This is a genomic window from Streptomyces sp. 17_S59 (assembly GCF_056930295.1).
This window is the reverse complement of the sequence record NZ_JBXOWD010000001.1, coordinates 5,700,170-5,715,360: the sequence shown is the minus strand read 5'-3', so window position 1 is coordinate 5,715,360 and position 15,191 is coordinate 5,700,170. Positions and strand designations below refer to the sequence as shown.

Annotated in this window: 12 protein-coding genes; 8 read left to right on the top strand and 4 right to left on the bottom strand. The window is 74.2% G+C overall.

Translation table 11 applies throughout. The features are described from left to right. Positions 1–23 precede the first annotated feature (23 nt). Genes AC1Z4A_RS25955 through AC1Z4A_RS25945 form a run of 3 tightly spaced genes read left to right on the top strand, consistent with a single transcriptional unit; the run spans position 24 to position 2,486 of the window. Positions 24–824, top strand: coding sequence for an ABC transporter ATP-binding protein (locus AC1Z4A_RS25955; RefSeq protein ID WP_483682279.1), 801 nt, complete (start codon positions 24–26; stop codon positions 822–824). Continuing rightward, entirely contained in the window at positions 811–1,710 is a 900-nt protein-coding gene (locus tag AC1Z4A_RS25950; RefSeq protein ID WP_483682277.1) for an ABC transporter permease, read from the top strand. The genes AC1Z4A_RS25955 and AC1Z4A_RS25950 overlap by 14 nt, the downstream gene beginning before the upstream one ends. Before the next feature lie 8 nt (positions 1,711–1,718). Continuing rightward, entirely contained in the window at positions 1,719–2,486 is a 768-nt protein-coding gene (locus tag AC1Z4A_RS25945; protein WP_483682276.1) for a sirohydrochlorin chelatase, read from the top strand. A gap of 78 nt (positions 2,487–2,564) precedes the next feature. Here AC1Z4A_RS25945 and AC1Z4A_RS25940 read toward each other — a convergent pair whose 3' ends face one another. Continuing rightward, positions 2,565–3,776, bottom strand: a complete 1,212-nt coding sequence (locus AC1Z4A_RS25940; protein ID WP_483682275.1) for a macrolide family glycosyltransferase — start codon at positions 3,774–3,776, stop codon at positions 2,565–2,567. Between the two features lie 162 nt (positions 3,777–3,938). Between AC1Z4A_RS25940 and AC1Z4A_RS25935 the strand changes: the two genes are divergently transcribed. Then, the gene (locus tag AC1Z4A_RS25935; protein WP_483682274.1) at positions 3,939–4,808 is read left to right on the top strand and encodes a phosphotransferase enzyme family protein; all 870 of its coding nucleotides are present in this window, start codon (positions 3,939–3,941) and stop codon (positions 4,806–4,808) included. Between the two features lie 16 nt (positions 4,809–4,824). Here the strand turns inward: AC1Z4A_RS25935 and AC1Z4A_RS25930 are convergent, their stop codons facing one another. Then, on the bottom strand, positions 4,825–5,769 hold the full coding sequence (locus AC1Z4A_RS25930) for a zinc metalloprotease (RefSeq protein WP_483682273.1): 945 nt from the start codon (positions 5,767–5,769) through the stop codon (positions 4,825–4,827). Between the two features lie 187 nt (positions 5,770–5,956). Here AC1Z4A_RS25930 and AC1Z4A_RS25925 point away from each other — a divergent pair, with 187 nt between their 5' ends. Further along, the gene (locus AC1Z4A_RS25925) at positions 5,957–6,271 is read left to right on the top strand and encodes a hypothetical protein (protein ID WP_483682272.1); all 315 of its coding nucleotides are present in this window, start codon (positions 5,957–5,959) and stop codon (positions 6,269–6,271) included. 24 nt (positions 6,272–6,295) lie between these two features. On the opposite strand, the gene AC1Z4A_RS25920 is transcribed toward AC1Z4A_RS25925, so the two are convergent. Both AC1Z4A_RS25920 and AC1Z4A_RS25915 read right to left on the bottom strand, forming a co-directional pair. Continuing rightward, positions 6,296–7,009, bottom strand: a complete 714-nt coding sequence (locus tag AC1Z4A_RS25920; protein WP_483682271.1) for an exonuclease domain-containing protein — start codon at positions 7,007–7,009, stop codon at positions 6,296–6,298. A 99-nt stretch (positions 7,010–7,108) separates the two neighbouring features. Next, positions 7,109–8,350, bottom strand: a complete 1,242-nt coding sequence (locus tag AC1Z4A_RS25915) for an SAV2148 family HEPN domain-containing protein (protein ID WP_483682270.1) — start codon at positions 8,348–8,350, stop codon at positions 7,109–7,111. A 272-nt stretch (positions 8,351–8,622) separates the two neighbouring features. Between AC1Z4A_RS25915 and glgX the strand changes: the two genes are divergently transcribed. From glgX to treZ, 3 genes are all read left to right on the top strand, one after another. Continuing rightward, on the top strand, positions 8,623–10,749 hold the full coding sequence (gene glgX, locus AC1Z4A_RS25910) for a glycogen debranching protein GlgX (RefSeq protein WP_483682269.1): 2,127 nt from the start codon (positions 8,623–8,625) through the stop codon (positions 10,747–10,749). A 117-nt stretch (positions 10,750–10,866) separates the two neighbouring features. Continuing rightward, positions 10,867–13,266 carry a malto-oligosyltrehalose synthase gene (gene treY / locus AC1Z4A_RS25905; RefSeq protein ID WP_483682268.1) on the top strand — a complete coding sequence of 800 codons (2,400 nt, stop codon included), beginning with the start codon at positions 10,867–10,869 and terminating at the stop codon, positions 13,264–13,266. A gap of 98 nt (positions 13,267–13,364) precedes the next feature. Next, positions 13,365–15,104, top strand: coding sequence for a malto-oligosyltrehalose trehalohydrolase (gene treZ, locus AC1Z4A_RS25900; RefSeq protein ID WP_483683728.1), 1,740 nt, complete (start codon positions 13,365–13,367; stop codon positions 15,102–15,104). The last annotated feature ends 87 nt before the right edge of the window (positions 15,105–15,191 follow it).

The window sequence follows — 15,191 nt, the reverse complement described above, 5'->3', positions numbered from 1 at the left end:
TCCGTATTCCAGGAGGTGACCGGATGACCCCGGCGCTGACCACCGAGACCTCCGGCACGGCCGTCGCCGACGACGCGCGGCCGGCCGTCCGGATCGACCACGTCCACAAGGGCTTCGGCCGGGCGGCCACGGAGCGGCCGGTGCTCGAGGACATCAGCCTCGACGTGCGGCCCGGCGAGTTCGTCTGCCTCCTGGGGGCCTCGGGCTGCGGGAAGTCGACGCTGCTGAACCTGGTCGCGGGGCTGGACCGGCCGAGCGCCGGCACCATCGAGGTGCCGGGCGGCCGGCCGGCGCTGATGTTCCAGGAGCACGCGCTGTTCCCGTGGCTGACGGCGGGCCGCAACATCGAGCTGGCCCTGCGGCTGCGCGGGGTGCCGCGGGCCGCGCGGCGGGCGGAGGCGGAGCGGCTGCTGGAGCTGGTGCGGCTGGGCGGCTCGTACGGCAAGCGGGTGCACGAGCTGTCGGGCGGGATGCGGCAACGCGTCGCGCTCGCCCGGGCGCTGGCGCAGGACAGCCGGGTGCTGCTGATGGACGAGCCGTTCGCGGCGCTGGACGCCATCACCCGGGACGTCCTGCACCACGAGCTGACCCGGATCTGGGCGGAGACGTCGCTGTCGGTGCTGTTCGTCACGCACAACGTCCGCGAGGCGGTGCGGCTCGGGGAGCGGGTGGTGCTGCTGTCGTCCCGGCCGGGGCGGGTGGTGCGGGAGTGGGCGGTGGACCTGCCGCAGCCGCGCCGGATCGAGGACGCGGCCGTCGCCGAGCTGTCGGTCGAGATCACCGAGGAACTGCGTGGGGAGATCCGCCGCCATGGCCGGAACTGAGACGACCGGTGCCGGGACCGCCCGGGGCGCCGAGCCCGACCTCGCGGGCCTGGAGGCCGGGCTGGACGCGCTGGACGCGGTCCCCGTCGGGCGCACGCCGCTGCGCCGGGTGCTGCTCCACAAGGTGCTGCCGCCGGTGGTCGCCGTGCTGCTGGTGCTCGCCGCCTGGAAGCTGCTGGTCCTGGCGCGGGTGACCGACGACTACAAGCTGCCCGACCCGTCGGCCGTCTGGCACAGCCTGCGCGAGCTGTGGCTGGCCGGCACGCTGTTCGACATCGTGTGGACCAGCGTCTCGCGCGGCCTGCTGGGCTTCCTGGTCGCGCTCGCGATCGGCACTCCGCTGGGCCTGCTGGTCGCGCGCGTGCCGTTCGTGCGGGCCGGGCTGGGGCCGATCCTGTCCGGGCTCCAGTCGCTGCCGTCGGTGGCCTGGGTGCCGGCCGCCGTGATCTGGCTGGGCATCACGGACTCGGCGATGTACGCGGTGATCCTGCTGGGCGCGGTGCCGTCCATCGCCAACGGGCTGGTCTCCGGCATCGACCAGGTGCCGCCGCTGTACCTGCGGGCGGGCCGCACGATGGGGGCGACGGGTGTGCGCGGGGCGTGGCATGTGCTGCTGCCCGCGGCCCTGCCGGGCTACGTCGCCGGGCTCAAGCAGGGCTGGGCCTTCTCCTGGCGGTCGCTGATGGCGGCGGAGCTGATCGCGTCCTCGCCGGATCTGGGCCTGGGGCTGGGCCAGTACCTGGAGAACGCGCGCACCGACTCGGACATGCCGGGGGTGCTGCTGGGCATCATCCTCATCCTGTTCGTGGGCATCGCCATCGACCTGGCCGTCTTCAGCCCGCTGGAGCGGCGGGTGCTGCGCACGCGCGGCCTGGCGGCGCGGTAGGGCCCCGCATGGTGCTGCTCATCGTCGCCCACGGCAGCCGCGACCCGCGGCATGCGGCCACGGTCGCCGCGCTGCGCGCCCGGGTCGCGGCCCGGCGGCCCGGGCTGCGCGTCGAGGTGGGCTTCCTCGACTTCTGCGCGCCGAGCGTGCCCCGGGTGCTGGAGCGGCTGGTGGCGGAGGGCGTCCGCGAGGTGACGGCCGTCCCCCTGCTGCTGACCCGGGCCTTCCATGCCAAGTCCGACATTCCCTCCGTCCTGGCCGCGGCTACGGCCCGGCTGCCGGGCCTGACGGTGCGCCGGGCGGCGGTCCTCGGTCCGTCCGGCCTGCTGACGGCGGCCTTGGAGCGGCGGCTCTACGAGGCCGGGGTGCGGCCCGGGGAGCGCCGTTCGACGGGGGTCGTCCTGGCGGCGGCCGGCTCCTCCGACCCGGAGGCGATCGCGGTGATCGCAGAAATCGCGCGGGAGTGGCGGCACACCGGTTGGTGCGCCGTGCGACCCGCGTTCGCCTCCGCTTCCCCTCCCCGCACCGAGGACGCGGTCCGCGCGCTGCGCGCCGAGGGCGCGGCGCGGGTGGCCGTGGCCCCCTGCTTCCTGGCTCCCGGCCGTCTCCCCGACCGCGTTGCCGCGGGAGCCGCGGCCGGGGGCGCGGACGTCCTGGCGGAGGTGCTGGGGGCAGCGCCGGAGGTGGTCTCGCTGGTGCTGCGGCGGTACGAGGAAGTGGGGGCAGTGGGGGCGGCGGGGGCGGTGGACGGGGTCGTCGCCGCACTGCCCGCCTGAGAAGAGAGGCATGCGAGTGGCCGCCGCGCCCCGTGGGGGTTGGGCACGGCGGCCGTTCGCACGGGACCGTACCAGGGGTTACGCCGAAGGCCGAAGTTCGGCCTCGATGAGGTCGGCCGCGTACGGGGTTCCGCCCTCCGCCGCCAGCTCGGCCTTGAGGGCGGCGCAGCGCTCCGCCACGGCCGGGTCGGCCGTCAGGGAGAGCACCGCCTCGCGCAGCGTGGCCGCGGTGGCCTCCTCCATCGGGACGTGCCGGGCGACGCCCAGGCCCTCCAGGATCCCGGCGTTGCCGAACTGGTCGAAGGCCTGCGGCACGGCGACCATGGGCACGCCGCAGGCGAGCCCCTCCTGGGAGCCGCCCATGCCGGCGTGGGTGACGAAGGCGTCGGCCCGGCGGAGGACCGCCAGCTGCGGGACCCAGCGGTGCACCTCGAAGTTGGCGGGGATTTCGCCCAGTTCGTCCATGCCGACGTGCCTGCCGATCTGGAGGACGACGTGCCAGCCGGGCAGGTCGCCGAAGGCCGCGAGGCACTCGCGGTAGAAGGCGGGCCGCGCGGTCAGGGCCGAGCCGAGGGAGATCAGCAGGACCTTCGCCGCGTCCGCAGGGCGCTCCCAGGCGCCCTGTTCGGTGCGGTCGCCCTGGCAGGGGCCGGTGAAGGTGGTGACGGTCTCGTCCACGCGGTCGGCGTTGGCCTGCATGGCCCGGGGGATGACGGCGAGGATACGGTCGGGGCGGCCGACGAAGCGGTCGGGGTCGGTGTCGATGCCGTTCTCCGCGAGCCAGTCGGAGAAGCGCCGGTAGTACGCCTTGCCGCGCGGGGTCTGCTTGATGGGGTCGGCCATGGGGGCGCCCACCTCCTCCTCGTACCCCTTCCAGGCGACCATGTGCGGGCTGAGCTGGACGCAGGGCACGCCCCAGCGGTGGGCCAGGACGGGGGCGGCGTAGACCGTGCTGTCGTAGAGCACCAGGTCCGGCTCGTCGCCCTCGTACGCGGCGGCCATCTGGGGCATCGAGTGGAGGGCGTTGCCGAGGAACGTCTCCCAGATGCCGATCAGTTCGGAGCCCCATGCGTCGCCGTCGTCGGCTGCGGGGAGCGTGGACTCGTAGACCTTGGGCTCGGCCCCGGTGGCGGCGACGAGGTCCGCCATGGCCTGGGGTATCGCATAGGTGACGCGGTGCCCGCGGGCGACCAGCTCGCGCATGATGTCGAGGGTCGGGTGGACGTGGCCGTTGGCCGCGATGCTGAACATGGCTATGTGAGCCGGTCGGTGACCGTTCGTGGACGTCATGCGAGCAGACTAGGCGAGACGGACCGTATCGTTCAATTGATTTACGGGACACCGGGGACCGGCGGTGCCGGAGGGATACTTGCGTCGACCGGTTCTGACGACCGGTTCTGACGACCGGCTCGGACGACCGGCTCGGACGAATGGCCCGAAAGGTACGACGGAGTGAACCCCGCATTCACGGAAGAGCGCGCTCGCGAGCTGCTCACCGCCTCGGGGGCGGGGCTGCCCGCCGATGCGCGGCTGCTCGCGCTCGGCGAGAACGCGGTGTTCGCCGCGGACGGCCTCGTCGCCAAGGTGGGCCGGGACGGCTCCCTCGCCGACCGCGCCCGGCGCGAGCTGCGCATCGCCGCATGGCTCGCGGACAGCGACGTCCCCGCCGTACGGGCCGCGGAGCCCGGCGTACTGCTCGCCGACGGCCATCCGGTGACCCTCTGGCACCGTCTCCCCGACCCCCTGCGCCCGGCCGAGCCCGCGGACCTGGCCGGGCTGCTGCGCCGGGTGCACGCCCTGCCGGCGCCCGGCTTCGGCCTCCCGCAGCGCGACCTGCTCGGCGGCGTCGAGCGGTGGCTGCGGCTGGCGGGGGGCGCGATCGACCCGGCCGACGCGGACTACCTGCGCGAGCGCCGCGACGGCTACGCCGCCGCGGCCGCCGCGCTGACGCCCCGTCTGACCCCGGGGCCGATCCACGGCGACGCGCTCCCGCGCAATGTGCACATCGGGCCGGACGGACCGGTGCTGGTGGACCTGGAGACGTTCGCCGGGGACCTGCGCGAGCACGACCTGGTGGTGATGGCACTCGGCCTGGACCGCTACGGTCTGGACCCCGCGGCCTACCACGCCTTCGTGCACGCCTACGGGTGGGACGTGCGGGAGTGGGAGGGGTGTGCCGTGCTGCGCGGCGCCCGGGAGACGGCGAGCTGCGCATGGGTGGCCCAGCACGCACCGGCCAACCCGGCCGCGCGGGCGGAGTTCCGCCGCCGGGTCGCCTCCCTGCGGGACGGCGACCCTACGGTGCGGTGGTACCCCTTCTAGCCCCTTCCCTGTCGCCTCATGGTTGCCTCATGGGGAAGGACGAGCGCGGGCCGTCGAGGGTGGCGTCCATGCGCGCCAGCTGGCCGCTGGTGAACATGAACATGGCCGCGTCGTCGACGTAGTCCATGTAGTTCATGAACATGTCGCCGTCGGGGCCGTTCTTGCAGGTGAGGCTGGGGAAGTTCGGCTTGCCGAAGTTGGGGCCGCCCTGGTTGGGGGTGTCGGCCACGAAGTCGGTGCCGTTGCAGGCGGTGCCGTCGTCGCCCCAGATGTGGAACAGGTTGAGCCAGTGGCCCACCTCGTGGGTGGCGGTGCGGCCGAGGTCGAAGGGGGCCGCCGCGGTCCCGTTCGTGCCGAACGCGGAGTGCAGGATGACCACTCCGTCGGTCGCGGCCGGACCGCCGGGGAACTGCGCGTACCCGAGCAGCCCGCCGCCCAGCGCGCAGCTCCAGAGGTTGAGGTAGCGGTCGGCGGGCCAGGCGTCGGCGCCGCCGGTCTTCGCCGACTTCACGGCGTCGTCGGTGTCGAAGCTCGCCACGGCCGTCTGCGTGCGGGTGATGCCGTTCGTCGCCGCCCCGGAGGGGTCGGTGGTGGCCAGCTCGAACTCGATGCGGCAGTCGGCGGCGAGCGCCTGCCATACGGCCGGGACCTGGGCGACGTCCGCGTTGGCCTTGCGGTAGTCCCGGTTCAGGGCGTCGATCTGGCTGGCGACCTGGGCGTCGGAGATGTTCTGCGCGCCGTTCTGGTGCACGACGTGGACGACGACCGGGATGGTCGTCACTCCTGTCCGCTCGCTCCGCTCGTGCCCTCTCTCGTACGCGAAGGCCCTGTTCTCGAGGGCCGCCCGTGCGGCCGCGTAGGGAGGGTGCTCGGTGAGCAGCCTGCGGTGGACCTCCATGGCCCCGCACAACAGGCTTTCGGGTGGCCTTTCGGCTGCGGTGTTCTGCCGGTCCTGGGGCATACCGCACCTCCTCGAACCGTCGCGAAACGCGACACGTACTGGTGGGAGAGTCGGGCCCGATGGCGTCTACGGTAGAGCCGTTCGACGCGGACAGTGATGGGTTCGCAGAAACCATTTCCAACCGTAGTCCACCCTTCCGGAACCCGCTATTCGGGTGATTCCCGGCAATCGCTGAGGTGTTTGAGGAATGAACGAGCCGCCTCCCGCTCTCTTCCGGCGCTGGGTGCACTCCTTCGAGGAGGACTCCCCGGGCGTCACGGTCTACCGGCCCTTCGAGTACGCCTTCCCGCCCGCGCGCGGCCGGCGCGGCATGGAGTTCGCCGCCGACGGCACGTTCACCGACCGCCCCATCGGGCGCGGCGACGCCCCCGATGCCGTGCCCGGCCGCTGGCGGACCGAGGACGGCACCCGGCTGACGCTCTCCTTCCCGGAAGGCGGGCCGCCCGACCGGGAGCTGGAGATCCTCTCCTGCGACGGGGAGGTGCTCAGGGTCCGGGCCTGAGCGCCTCCTCCGGCGTCGCCGGTCTCAGCGGAGCGGCCAGGTCCCGTCCACCACCGCGCCCGGATCCCCCTGGCGCCGCAGCCACTTCTGATAGCCGGCCGCCCACTCCCCGTACCACCGCACCTGCTCGCGGTGGAGGTCCCAGGCGTCCGCCTCCGCCACCCGGCGGTGGCGCCCGGCGACGGCGCGGGCCACCCGCACCGCGGCCAGGGCGTCCGCACCCGCCTCGTGGGCGTTGTCCAGGACCACGCCGTACTCCGCGCAGACGGCGCCCAGGGTGCGGCGGCCCTTGCGGTAGCGGTCGACCGCGCGGTCGATGGTGAGCGGGTCGACGACGGGGCCCACCTCCGTACCGGCGCCCGCCGCGGCCAGGCGGTCGGCGAGCGGGGGCAGGCCGTGCCGCCGCAGCTCCGCCGACAGCAGCGAGAGGTCGAAGGCGGCGTTGTAGGCGACGACCGGGCGGCCCAGCGACCAGTGGTCCACCAGGGCGGCCGCGACCTCCTCCGCGACCTCGCGGGCGGGGCGGCCCTCGGCGGACGCGCGCTCGGTCGTGATGCCGTGCACCGCCGTGGCCCCGGCCGGTATCGCCACGCCGGGATCCGCCAGCCACTGGCGGCGGGCGGCCACTTCGCCGCCCTTGGTCTCCACGATCGCCGCCGTGACGATCCGTGCCGTCGCCGGGTCGGTGCCCGTCGTCTCCAGGTCGAAGCCGATCAGCGGCTCGCCGTGCCAGCCCATGGGCGGTTCCCCCCTCAGGTAGTGCTCCCCCGTGTGGTCCCCAGACTGCCACGGGCCACTGACAGTCCGGCCGGCGACGGCCCTTGCGGGGGGGGTGTCTCAGGAGACCGGTCGCGAGTCGGACCAGACGCCCTCGAACTCCTCGCGGTAGGTCTCGAAGAGCCCGCCGTCCGCGCCGTCCGCCGGCACGCCCTGGCGCAGCACGTCCCGTCCCCGGCTGCGCAGCACCAGCACCGGGGCCTCCATGCCCCGCGCCTTGCGCAGATAGGACTGCACCACGGCCAGCCCGTCCGAGCCGTCGCCGTTGACGAGGTAGGCCGTGAAGCGCGGGGTCTCGTCGAAGACGCGGATCTCGAAGGCGGCGGGGTCGCGGAGCCGGTCGCGCACGCGCCGCATGTGGATGATGTTCATCTCCACGGAGCGGCTCATCTCGCCCTTCTTGATGCCCAGTTCCCGCTCGCGGCGGCGCACCGAGCTGCTGGCCGGGTTGAGGAAGAGCAGCCGCGCCCGGCAGCCGGACTCCGCCAGCCGGACCAGGCGGCGCCCGGAGTAGTTCTGAACGAGGAGGTTGAGTCCTATGCCGACGGCGTCGAGGCGGCGCGCGCTGCCGAAGAGGTCCTCGACGGGCAGCTGGCGCTGGAGCCGCACCCGGTCGGGATGGACGCCCACGACGTCGGCGTAGCGGTCGCCCACGAGATCCTCGACGGCGTCTATGGGAAGCCGGTCGGCGGAGGGGGAGCCGCCGCCGAGGATGTCCAGCAGCCGCGCCGAGGCCCGTTCGGCCTGGGCGAGGACGGTCTGGGAGAGCGCGCGGTTGCGGGAGACGACGTTGCGGGTCACCTCCAGCTCGTCCAGTGCGAGTTCGAGTTCCCGGCGGTCGTCCAGATAGGGCTCGAAGCACGGCCAGTGCTGGACGAGCAGCTCGCGCAGCTGCGGCAGGGTCAGGAAGCTGAGGACGTTGTCGTCGGCCGGGTCGAGCAGATAGCCCTTGCGGCGGCTCACCTCCCGCACGGCCACGGCCCGCTGCACCCACTCCTGGCCGGCCGGCCCGGCGGCGGCGACCACCCACTCCTCGTCGCCGTGCACCGGCTCGTAGACCGGGCGCAGCACGGCGGCCACGACGGCCCGCAGGCGCTGTTCGACGAGGTTCAGCCATATGTAGGCGCGCCCGGCCCGGCGGGCCCGGGTGCGCACCTCGTCCCAGGCTCCGGCGTCCCAGTCCAGTTCGGCCCCGATCTCCCTGGGACGCGCCAGGGACACCACGCCCGGCGGGGAGTCCGCCGAGCCGTCCTCCTCCGGACAGCCGTCTCCAGGGGGCAGCTCCAGCCCGCCCGAGCTCACCAGTGCACCGCCTTCCGCCCCCGTCCAACGATCAAGGCAGACTACTGTGCGCGCGGGAGGGCCTGCACCCGCGTCGGGACGGCCTCCGGCCAACTGGGGTCGGCGACGTGCCGGTTGGCCGACGGCCTTGTGGCGGACGTGAGCTGATTCATAGCCAGAAGGGTGGCGGTCACCCGGTCGGACGAGCGGCGGGGCCCGGTGTGGGCCCGCGGCGGGCCCGGCTTTCGGGAAGATCTGCGGAAAGGGCGGCCCGGGGTGGAACACTCGGACCCATGCAGGTCTGGCCGGGACAGGCGTACCCACTCGGTGCCACCTACGACGGCGCCGGCACCAACTTCGCGGTCTTCTCGGAGGCCGCCGAGCGCATCGAGCTGTGCCTGCTCCACGAGGACGGCTCGGAGACGGCGGTGGAGCTGCGCGAGAGCGACGCCTTCGTGCGGCACGCCTACCTGCCGGGCGTCATGCCGGGCCAGCGGTACGGCTTCCGGGCGCACGGCCCGTACGAGCCGGAGCGGGGGCGGCGCTGCAATTCGGCGAAGCTGCTGCTCGACCCGTACGCGAAGGCGGTGAGCGGCCGGATCGACTGGGGCGAGGCGGTCTACGGCTACCACTTCGGGCGGCCGGAGCGGCGCAATGACATGGACTCCGCCCCGCAGATGATGACTTCGGTGGTGGTCAATCCGTACTTCGACTGGGGGGACGACCGGCCGCCGCGCACGGACTACCACCGGACGGTCGTCTACGAGGCACACGTCAAGGGTCTGACGATGCGCCACCCGGCACTGCCCGAGGAGATCCGCGGCACCTATGCCGGGCTGGCGCACCCGGCGGTGCTGGAGCACCTGACGGAGCTGGGGGTGACGGCCATCGAACTGATGCCGGTCCATCAGTTCGTCAACGACCACCGGCTGGTGGACGCGGGGCTGGCCAACTACTGGGGTTACAACACCATCGGCTTCTTCGCCCCGCACAACGCCTACGCCTCGTGGGGCGACCGGGGCCAGCAGGTGCTGGAGTTCAAGTCGGCGGTGCGGGCACTGCACCAGGCGGGGATCGAGGTGATCCTGGACGTCGTCTACAACCACACGGCCGAGGGCAACCACCTGGGGCCCACGCTCTCCTTCCGGGGCCTGGACAACACCTCGTACTACCGGCTGGCGGAGGACCGGCGGTACTACACGGACACCACGGGCACCGGCAATTCGCTGCTGATGCGCAGTCCGCACGTGCTCCAGCTCATCATGGACTCGCTGCGCTACTGGGTCACCGAGATGCGGGTGGACGGGTTCCGGTTCGATCTGGCGGCGACGCTGGCGCGGCAGTTCCACGAGGTGGACCGGCTGTCGTCGTTCTTCGACCTGGTGCAGCAGGACCCCGTGGTCAGCCAGGTGAAGCTGATCGCCGAGCCGTGGGACGTCGGCGAGGGCGGCTACCAGGTCGGCAACTTCCCGCCCCTGTGGACCGAATGGAACGGGAAATTCCGTGACACGGTGCGGGACCTGTGGCGCGGCGAGCCGGCCACCCTGGCGGAGTTCGGCTCCCGGCTCACCGGCTCCTCCGATCTCTACCAGGGCGACGGCAGGCGGCCGCTGGCCTCCGTCAACTTCGTCACCTGCCACGACGGCTTCACCCTGCACGACCTGGTCTCGTACAACGACAAGCACAACGAGGCCAACGGCGAGCACAACGCGGACGGCGAGCGGTACAACCGGTCGTGGAACTGCGGGGTCGAGGGTGACACCGGGGACCCCGAGGTGCTGGAGCTGCGCGAGCGGCAGATGCGCAACTTCATCGCCACACTGATGGTCTCGCAGGGCGTGCCGATGCTCAGCCACGGCGACGAGTTCGCGCGCACGCAGCGGGGCAACAACAACGCCTACTGCCAGGACAGCGAGCTGTCCTGGGTGCACTGGCCGGACCAGGACGACGAGGTGTCCGCGCAGGCGCGGCGGATGCTGCGCTTCACCCGCTCGCTGGTCTGGCTCCGCCGCGACCATCCGGTCTTCCGGCGCCGCCGCTTCTTCCACGGGCGCCCGGTCCAGGGAACGCATGATGAATTGTCGGACATCGCCTGGTTCACTCCTGAAGGAGAGGAGATGCGGGAGGGCGACTGGCAGGCCGCGCACGCCAAGTCGCTGACGGTCTTCCTCAACGGGAACGCGATCTCCGAGCCCGGCCCGCGCGGCGAGCCGATCAGCGACGACTCCTTCCTGCTGATGTTCAACGCGCACCACGAGCCGCTGGACTTCGTCGTGCCGGTGAACCACGGCCTGCAGTGGCAGGTCGTCGTCGACACCGCGGGCAGCGAGGGGGCGACGGCGGACGGCCCGAAGGTCCGGGCCGGGGAGCGGCTGACGCTCACCGGGCGGAGCCTGGCGGTGCTGCAGCGCCCTGCGTAGCGGCCGGGGGCGGCTGGGGGCGCGCGGCCCGGCGGATCCGGCCGGACGCCGGAGCCGGGCCCGGCGAACCGCGCCCCGCATGCGGATTGACCGCCTCTGGCGGGTACGTATTTTCCCGTGAAGCGCGACTGCTCCGCCCCGCCGACCGCCACCTACCGGTTGCAGCTCCAGCCCGGCTTCCCCTTCGCGGCCGCCGAGCGGGCCGTGCCCCACCTGGCCGGCCTCGGCGTCTCGCACCTGCACCTCTCGCCGGTCCTGGAGGCCGCCCCCGGCTCCGCCCACGGCTACGACGTCGTCGACCACACGGCCGTGCGCGCGGAGCTGGGCGGCGAGGAGGGCCTGCGCGCCCTCGCCCGCACCGCCCACGGGCACGGCCTCGGCCTGGTCCTCGACATCGTGCCGAACCACATGGCCGTGCCGGTGCCCGAGCGGCTCAACGGGCCGCTGTGGGAGGTGCTGCGGGACGGACCGGCCTCGCCCCGCGCCCGCTGGTTCGACATCGACTGGGCCGAGCACGGCGGCAAGGTGCTGCTCCCGGTGCTGGCCGGGCCGCTCGGCGAGGAGCTGCACCGCTTCACGGCCGCCGACGGCAAGCTGCGCTACGGCGACCACGTCCTCCCCCTGCGGCCCGGCACCGAGCGGCTGCCGCTCCCCGAGCTGCTCGACGCCCAGTGGTACCGGCCCGCCTGGTGGCGGCTGGCCCGTACGGAGCTGAACTACCGGCGGTTCTTCACCGTCTCCGAGCTGATCGCGGTGCGCACGGAGGACCCGGAGGTCTTCGCCGCCACCCACGGCACGGTGCTGCGGCTGCTGCGCGAGGGCGTCCTCGACGGGCTGCGCGTCGACCACCCCGACGGGCTCGCCGACCCGCCCGGCTACCTGCGGCGGCTGCGCGAGGCCACGGGGGGCCGGTGGACGGTCGTGGAGAAGATCCTCAGCGGGGACGAGCAGCTGCCCGCCGACTGGCCCGTCGCCGGCACGACCGGGTACGACGCCCTGCGCCGCCTCGACGGGCTCTTCACCGACCCGGTCGGCGCGGGGGAACTGGCCGCCGCCTACCGCGCCTTCGCGGACCCGCCCCCGGACCGCGGCGGCGACTGGTCCGCGACCGCGCGCCGGGCCGCCCACCGGGTGGTCGTCCACGAGCTGGCCGCCGAGGTCGAGCGGCTGGTCCGCACCGCGGGCCGGCTCTGCGAGGCCTCGCACCGGCTGCGCGACCACGCCCCGTGGGCGCTGCGCACCGCCCTGCGCGAGATCCTGGTCCGGCTGCCCGTCTACCGGCCGTACGCCCTGCCGGGGCGGGCCGCGGCACCGGGCGACGCCGCGCTGCTGGAGGAGGCGGCGCGCGGGGCCCGCGCGGCCTTCGCCGTGCCCGCGGAGGCGCGGGCGGTCGAGGTGGTACGGGACGCGGCCCTCGGCCGGCTCGGGGACGGCCCGGACGAGCGGGACTTCTGCGCCCGGTTCGCCCAGACCGCCACGGCGCTGCGGGCCAAGTCGGTGGAGGACACCGCCTTCTACCGCTATGCGCCGCTGCTGTCGGCGACGGAGGTCGGCGGCACGCCGGACCGGCCCGCGGTCGGCCCGGAGGAGTTCCACTCCTTCTGCGCCCGGTTGCAGCGCGACTGGCCCGCCACGGGAACGGTGCTCTCCACCCACGACACCAAGCGCAGCGCCGACGTGCGGGCGCGCATCGCGGCGCTGAGCGAGTACCCGGCGGAGTGGGCCGCGCTGATGGACCGGCTGTGGGCCGAGGTGCCCGCTCCGGACCGGCATGTGGCGTGGACCGCCTGGCAGAGCGCCCACGGCCTGGGCCCGTGCGAGGCCGCCGGACGGCTGGGCCCGGCCGTGCTGAAGGGAGTGCGCGAGGCGGCGCTGCGCACGACGTGGACCGAGCCGGACGCGGAGTACGAGGCGGCGGTGGAGGCGTTCGTCGCCGCCGGACCGGGCGGCTCCGCCGCCTGCCGGGCGCTGCTCGCGGCCTTCGCGCGGGAGGCGGAGCCGTCCGTGCGGGCGCACACGCTGGGGGCGGCGCTGCTGCACCTGACGATGCCGGGGGTGCCGGACCTCTATATGGGCACCGAGTGCGTGTACGCGGCGCTGGTCGACCCCGACAACCGCCGACCGCCGTCGTTCCCGGCGGAGCCGGGTGCCGGGCTCTCCGCCGAGAAGCTCCGCCTGACGCGGGCGGCGCTGCGGCTGCGGCGGGCGCACGCGGAGTGGTTCGGCGCGCAGGGCACGTACGTGCCTTTGCCTGCCCATGGTCCGGCCGCGAACCACTGCGTGGCCTTCACCCGCTCCGGCGAAGTGATCACGGCCGTGACCCGCCTGCCGCGTCGGCTGGCGGCGGAGGGCGGCTGGCGGGAGACGGTGCTGGAGCTGCCGCGGGGTGGTGGGGGGTGGCGTGAGGTGCTGACGGGGCAGGTGTGGGAAGGGCGGCGGGTGGCGCTGCGGGAGCTGTTGGGGGTGAGGGCGGTGGGGTTGCTGGTGCGGGGCAATGTCAGCCCCTCCGGCGTTTGAGGAGCGAGGGTCTGGGGGCAGAGCCCCCAGTTCTTCACCCGGGGTCTGGGGCGCAGCCCCAGTTTCGGGAAGGGGCGGGATTGGGGAAGAGAACCAGCGTGCTGTTCGAGGTATGGGCGCCGCGCGCCCGGACGGTGGTCCTGCACGCCGACGGCCGGACGCACCCGATGGAGCGCGACCCGGCACGCCCGGGCGCCTGGTGGCGGGCCACCGCCCCCGCCGCCGACGGCACCCGCTACGGCTTCGCCCTCGACGGCGGCCCCGTCCTGCCCGATCCCCGCTCGCGCCGGCAGCCCGACGGCCCCGACGGGCCGAGCGCCGTCGTCGACGCCGGCGCCTTCCCGTGGCGGCACGACTGGGCCGGGCGCCCCCTGCCGGGTGCAGTGCTGTACGAGCTGCACATCGGCACGTACACCCGCGAGGGCACCTTCGACGCGGGCGCGGAACGGCTCGGCCACCTCGCGGACCTGGGGATCACGCATGTGGAGCTGATGCCCGTCTGCCCCTTCCCGGGCCGGCACGGCTGGGGCTACGACGGCGTGGCCCCCTGGGCCGTGCACGAGCCCTACGGCGGGCCGGACGGTCTGCGGCGCTTCGTGGACGCGGCGCACGGCCTGGGCCTGGGCGTCGTCCTGGACGTGGTGCACAACCACCTGGGGCCCTCGGGCAACCATCTGCCCGCGTTCGGACCGTACTTCACGGACACCCACCACACTCCGTGGGGCGCGGCCGTCAACCTGGACGCGCCCGGGTCCGCCGAGGTGCGGGCGTATCTGACGGGGAGCGCGCTGGCCTGGCTGCGCGACTACCGGCTCGACGGGCTGCGTCTGGACGCCGTGCACGCGCTGGCCGACAGCGGCCCGAAGCACTTCCTCGCCGAGCTGTCGGCGGCCGTCGACGGGCTGGCCGCGCAGCTGGGCCGGCCGCTGTTCCTGATCGCCGAGTCCGACCTGTGCGATCCGGCCACCACGACCCCGCGCGAGGCGGGCGGCCTGGGCCTGCACGCGCAGTGGAACGACGACTTCCATCACGCCCTGCACACCGCGCTGACCGGGGAGTCCCAGGGCTACTACGCCGACTTCGCCGCCGACCCGGCCGCGGCCCTCGCCAAGACGCTGCGGGGCGGCTTCTTCCACGACGGCACGTACTCGGCGTTCCGGGGCAGACGCCACGGCCGTCCGCTGGACCCGCGCACCACGCCCGCCCACCGGCTGCTCGGCTACGCCCAGACCCACGACCAGGTGGGCAACCGGGCGCTGGGCGACCGGCTCTCGGCCCGGCTCTCCCCCGGCCTGCTGGCCTGCGCGGCCGCGCTGGTGCTGTGCGCGCCGTTCACGCCGATGCTGTTCATGGGCGAGGAGTGGGGCGCCCGGACGCCCTGGCAGTACTTCACCGACCACACCGACCCGGGGCTCGCCCGGGCGGTGCGGGAGGGGCGGCGGCGCGAGTTCGCGGCGCACGGCTGGGCGGCGGAGGAGATACCGGATCCGCAGGATCCGGCGACGCGGGAGCGCTCGTGCCTGGACTGGACCGAGCCCGGCCGCGAGCCGCACCGCGCCCTGTTGGCCTGGCACCGGCGGCTGATCGCGCTGCGGCACGCGGAACCGGCGCTGGCGGATCCGCGGTGGGAGTACGGCGCGCTGTCGGTCACCGCCGGGGGCACCGTGTACTTGCGGCGCGGTCCGCTCCACGTCGCGGTGAACCTCGCCGACCGCCCGGCCGTCGTGCGCCTGGTGGGTTCGGTGACGGAGGTCGTGGCGGCCTGGGGGCAGGTCGGCGCGCCGGATCCCGGGGGCAGCCTGTGGCTGCCGCCCGAGACCGCGGCCGTGCTGCGATAGGGGGCGTCCGACGGGTCGGTGCGGGCCCCGCTTGCGGCCCCGCGGCGGCGGGGCAGACCCTGAAAGGGACGCGGCCGTGCCCGAGGA

What these genes read in the sequence shown, in the direction of transcription:
- AC1Z4A_RS25945 (WP_483682276.1), top strand. Translation starts at nt 1,719, where the DNA reads ATGGTGCTGCTCATCGTCGCCCACGGCAGCCGCGACCCGCGGCATGCG.
- glgX (WP_483682269.1), top strand. Translation starts at nt 8,623, where the DNA reads ATGCAGGTCTGGCCGGGACAGGCGTACCCACTCGGTGCCACCTACGAC.
- AC1Z4A_RS25925 (WP_483682272.1), top strand. Translation starts at nt 5,957, where the DNA reads ATGAACGAGCCGCCTCCCGCTCTCTTCCGGCGCTGGGTGCACTCCTTC.
- AC1Z4A_RS25920 (WP_483682271.1), bottom strand. Translation starts at nt 7,009, where the DNA reads ATGGGCTGGCACGGCGAGCCGCTGATCGGCTTCGACCTGGAGACGACG.
- AC1Z4A_RS25955 (WP_483682279.1), top strand. Translation starts at nt 24, where the DNA reads ATGACCCCGGCGCTGACCACCGAGACCTCCGGCACGGCCGTCGCCGAC.
- AC1Z4A_RS25950 (WP_483682277.1), top strand. Translation starts at nt 811, where the DNA reads ATGGCCGGAACTGAGACGACCGGTGCCGGGACCGCCCGGGGCGCCGAG.
- AC1Z4A_RS25940 (WP_483682275.1), bottom strand. Translation starts at nt 3,776, where the DNA reads ATGACGTCCACGAACGGTCACCGACCGGCTCACATAGCCATGTTCAGC.
- AC1Z4A_RS25930 (WP_483682273.1), bottom strand. Translation starts at nt 5,769, where the DNA reads ATGCCCCAGGACCGGCAGAACACCGCAGCCGAAAGGCCACCCGAAAGC.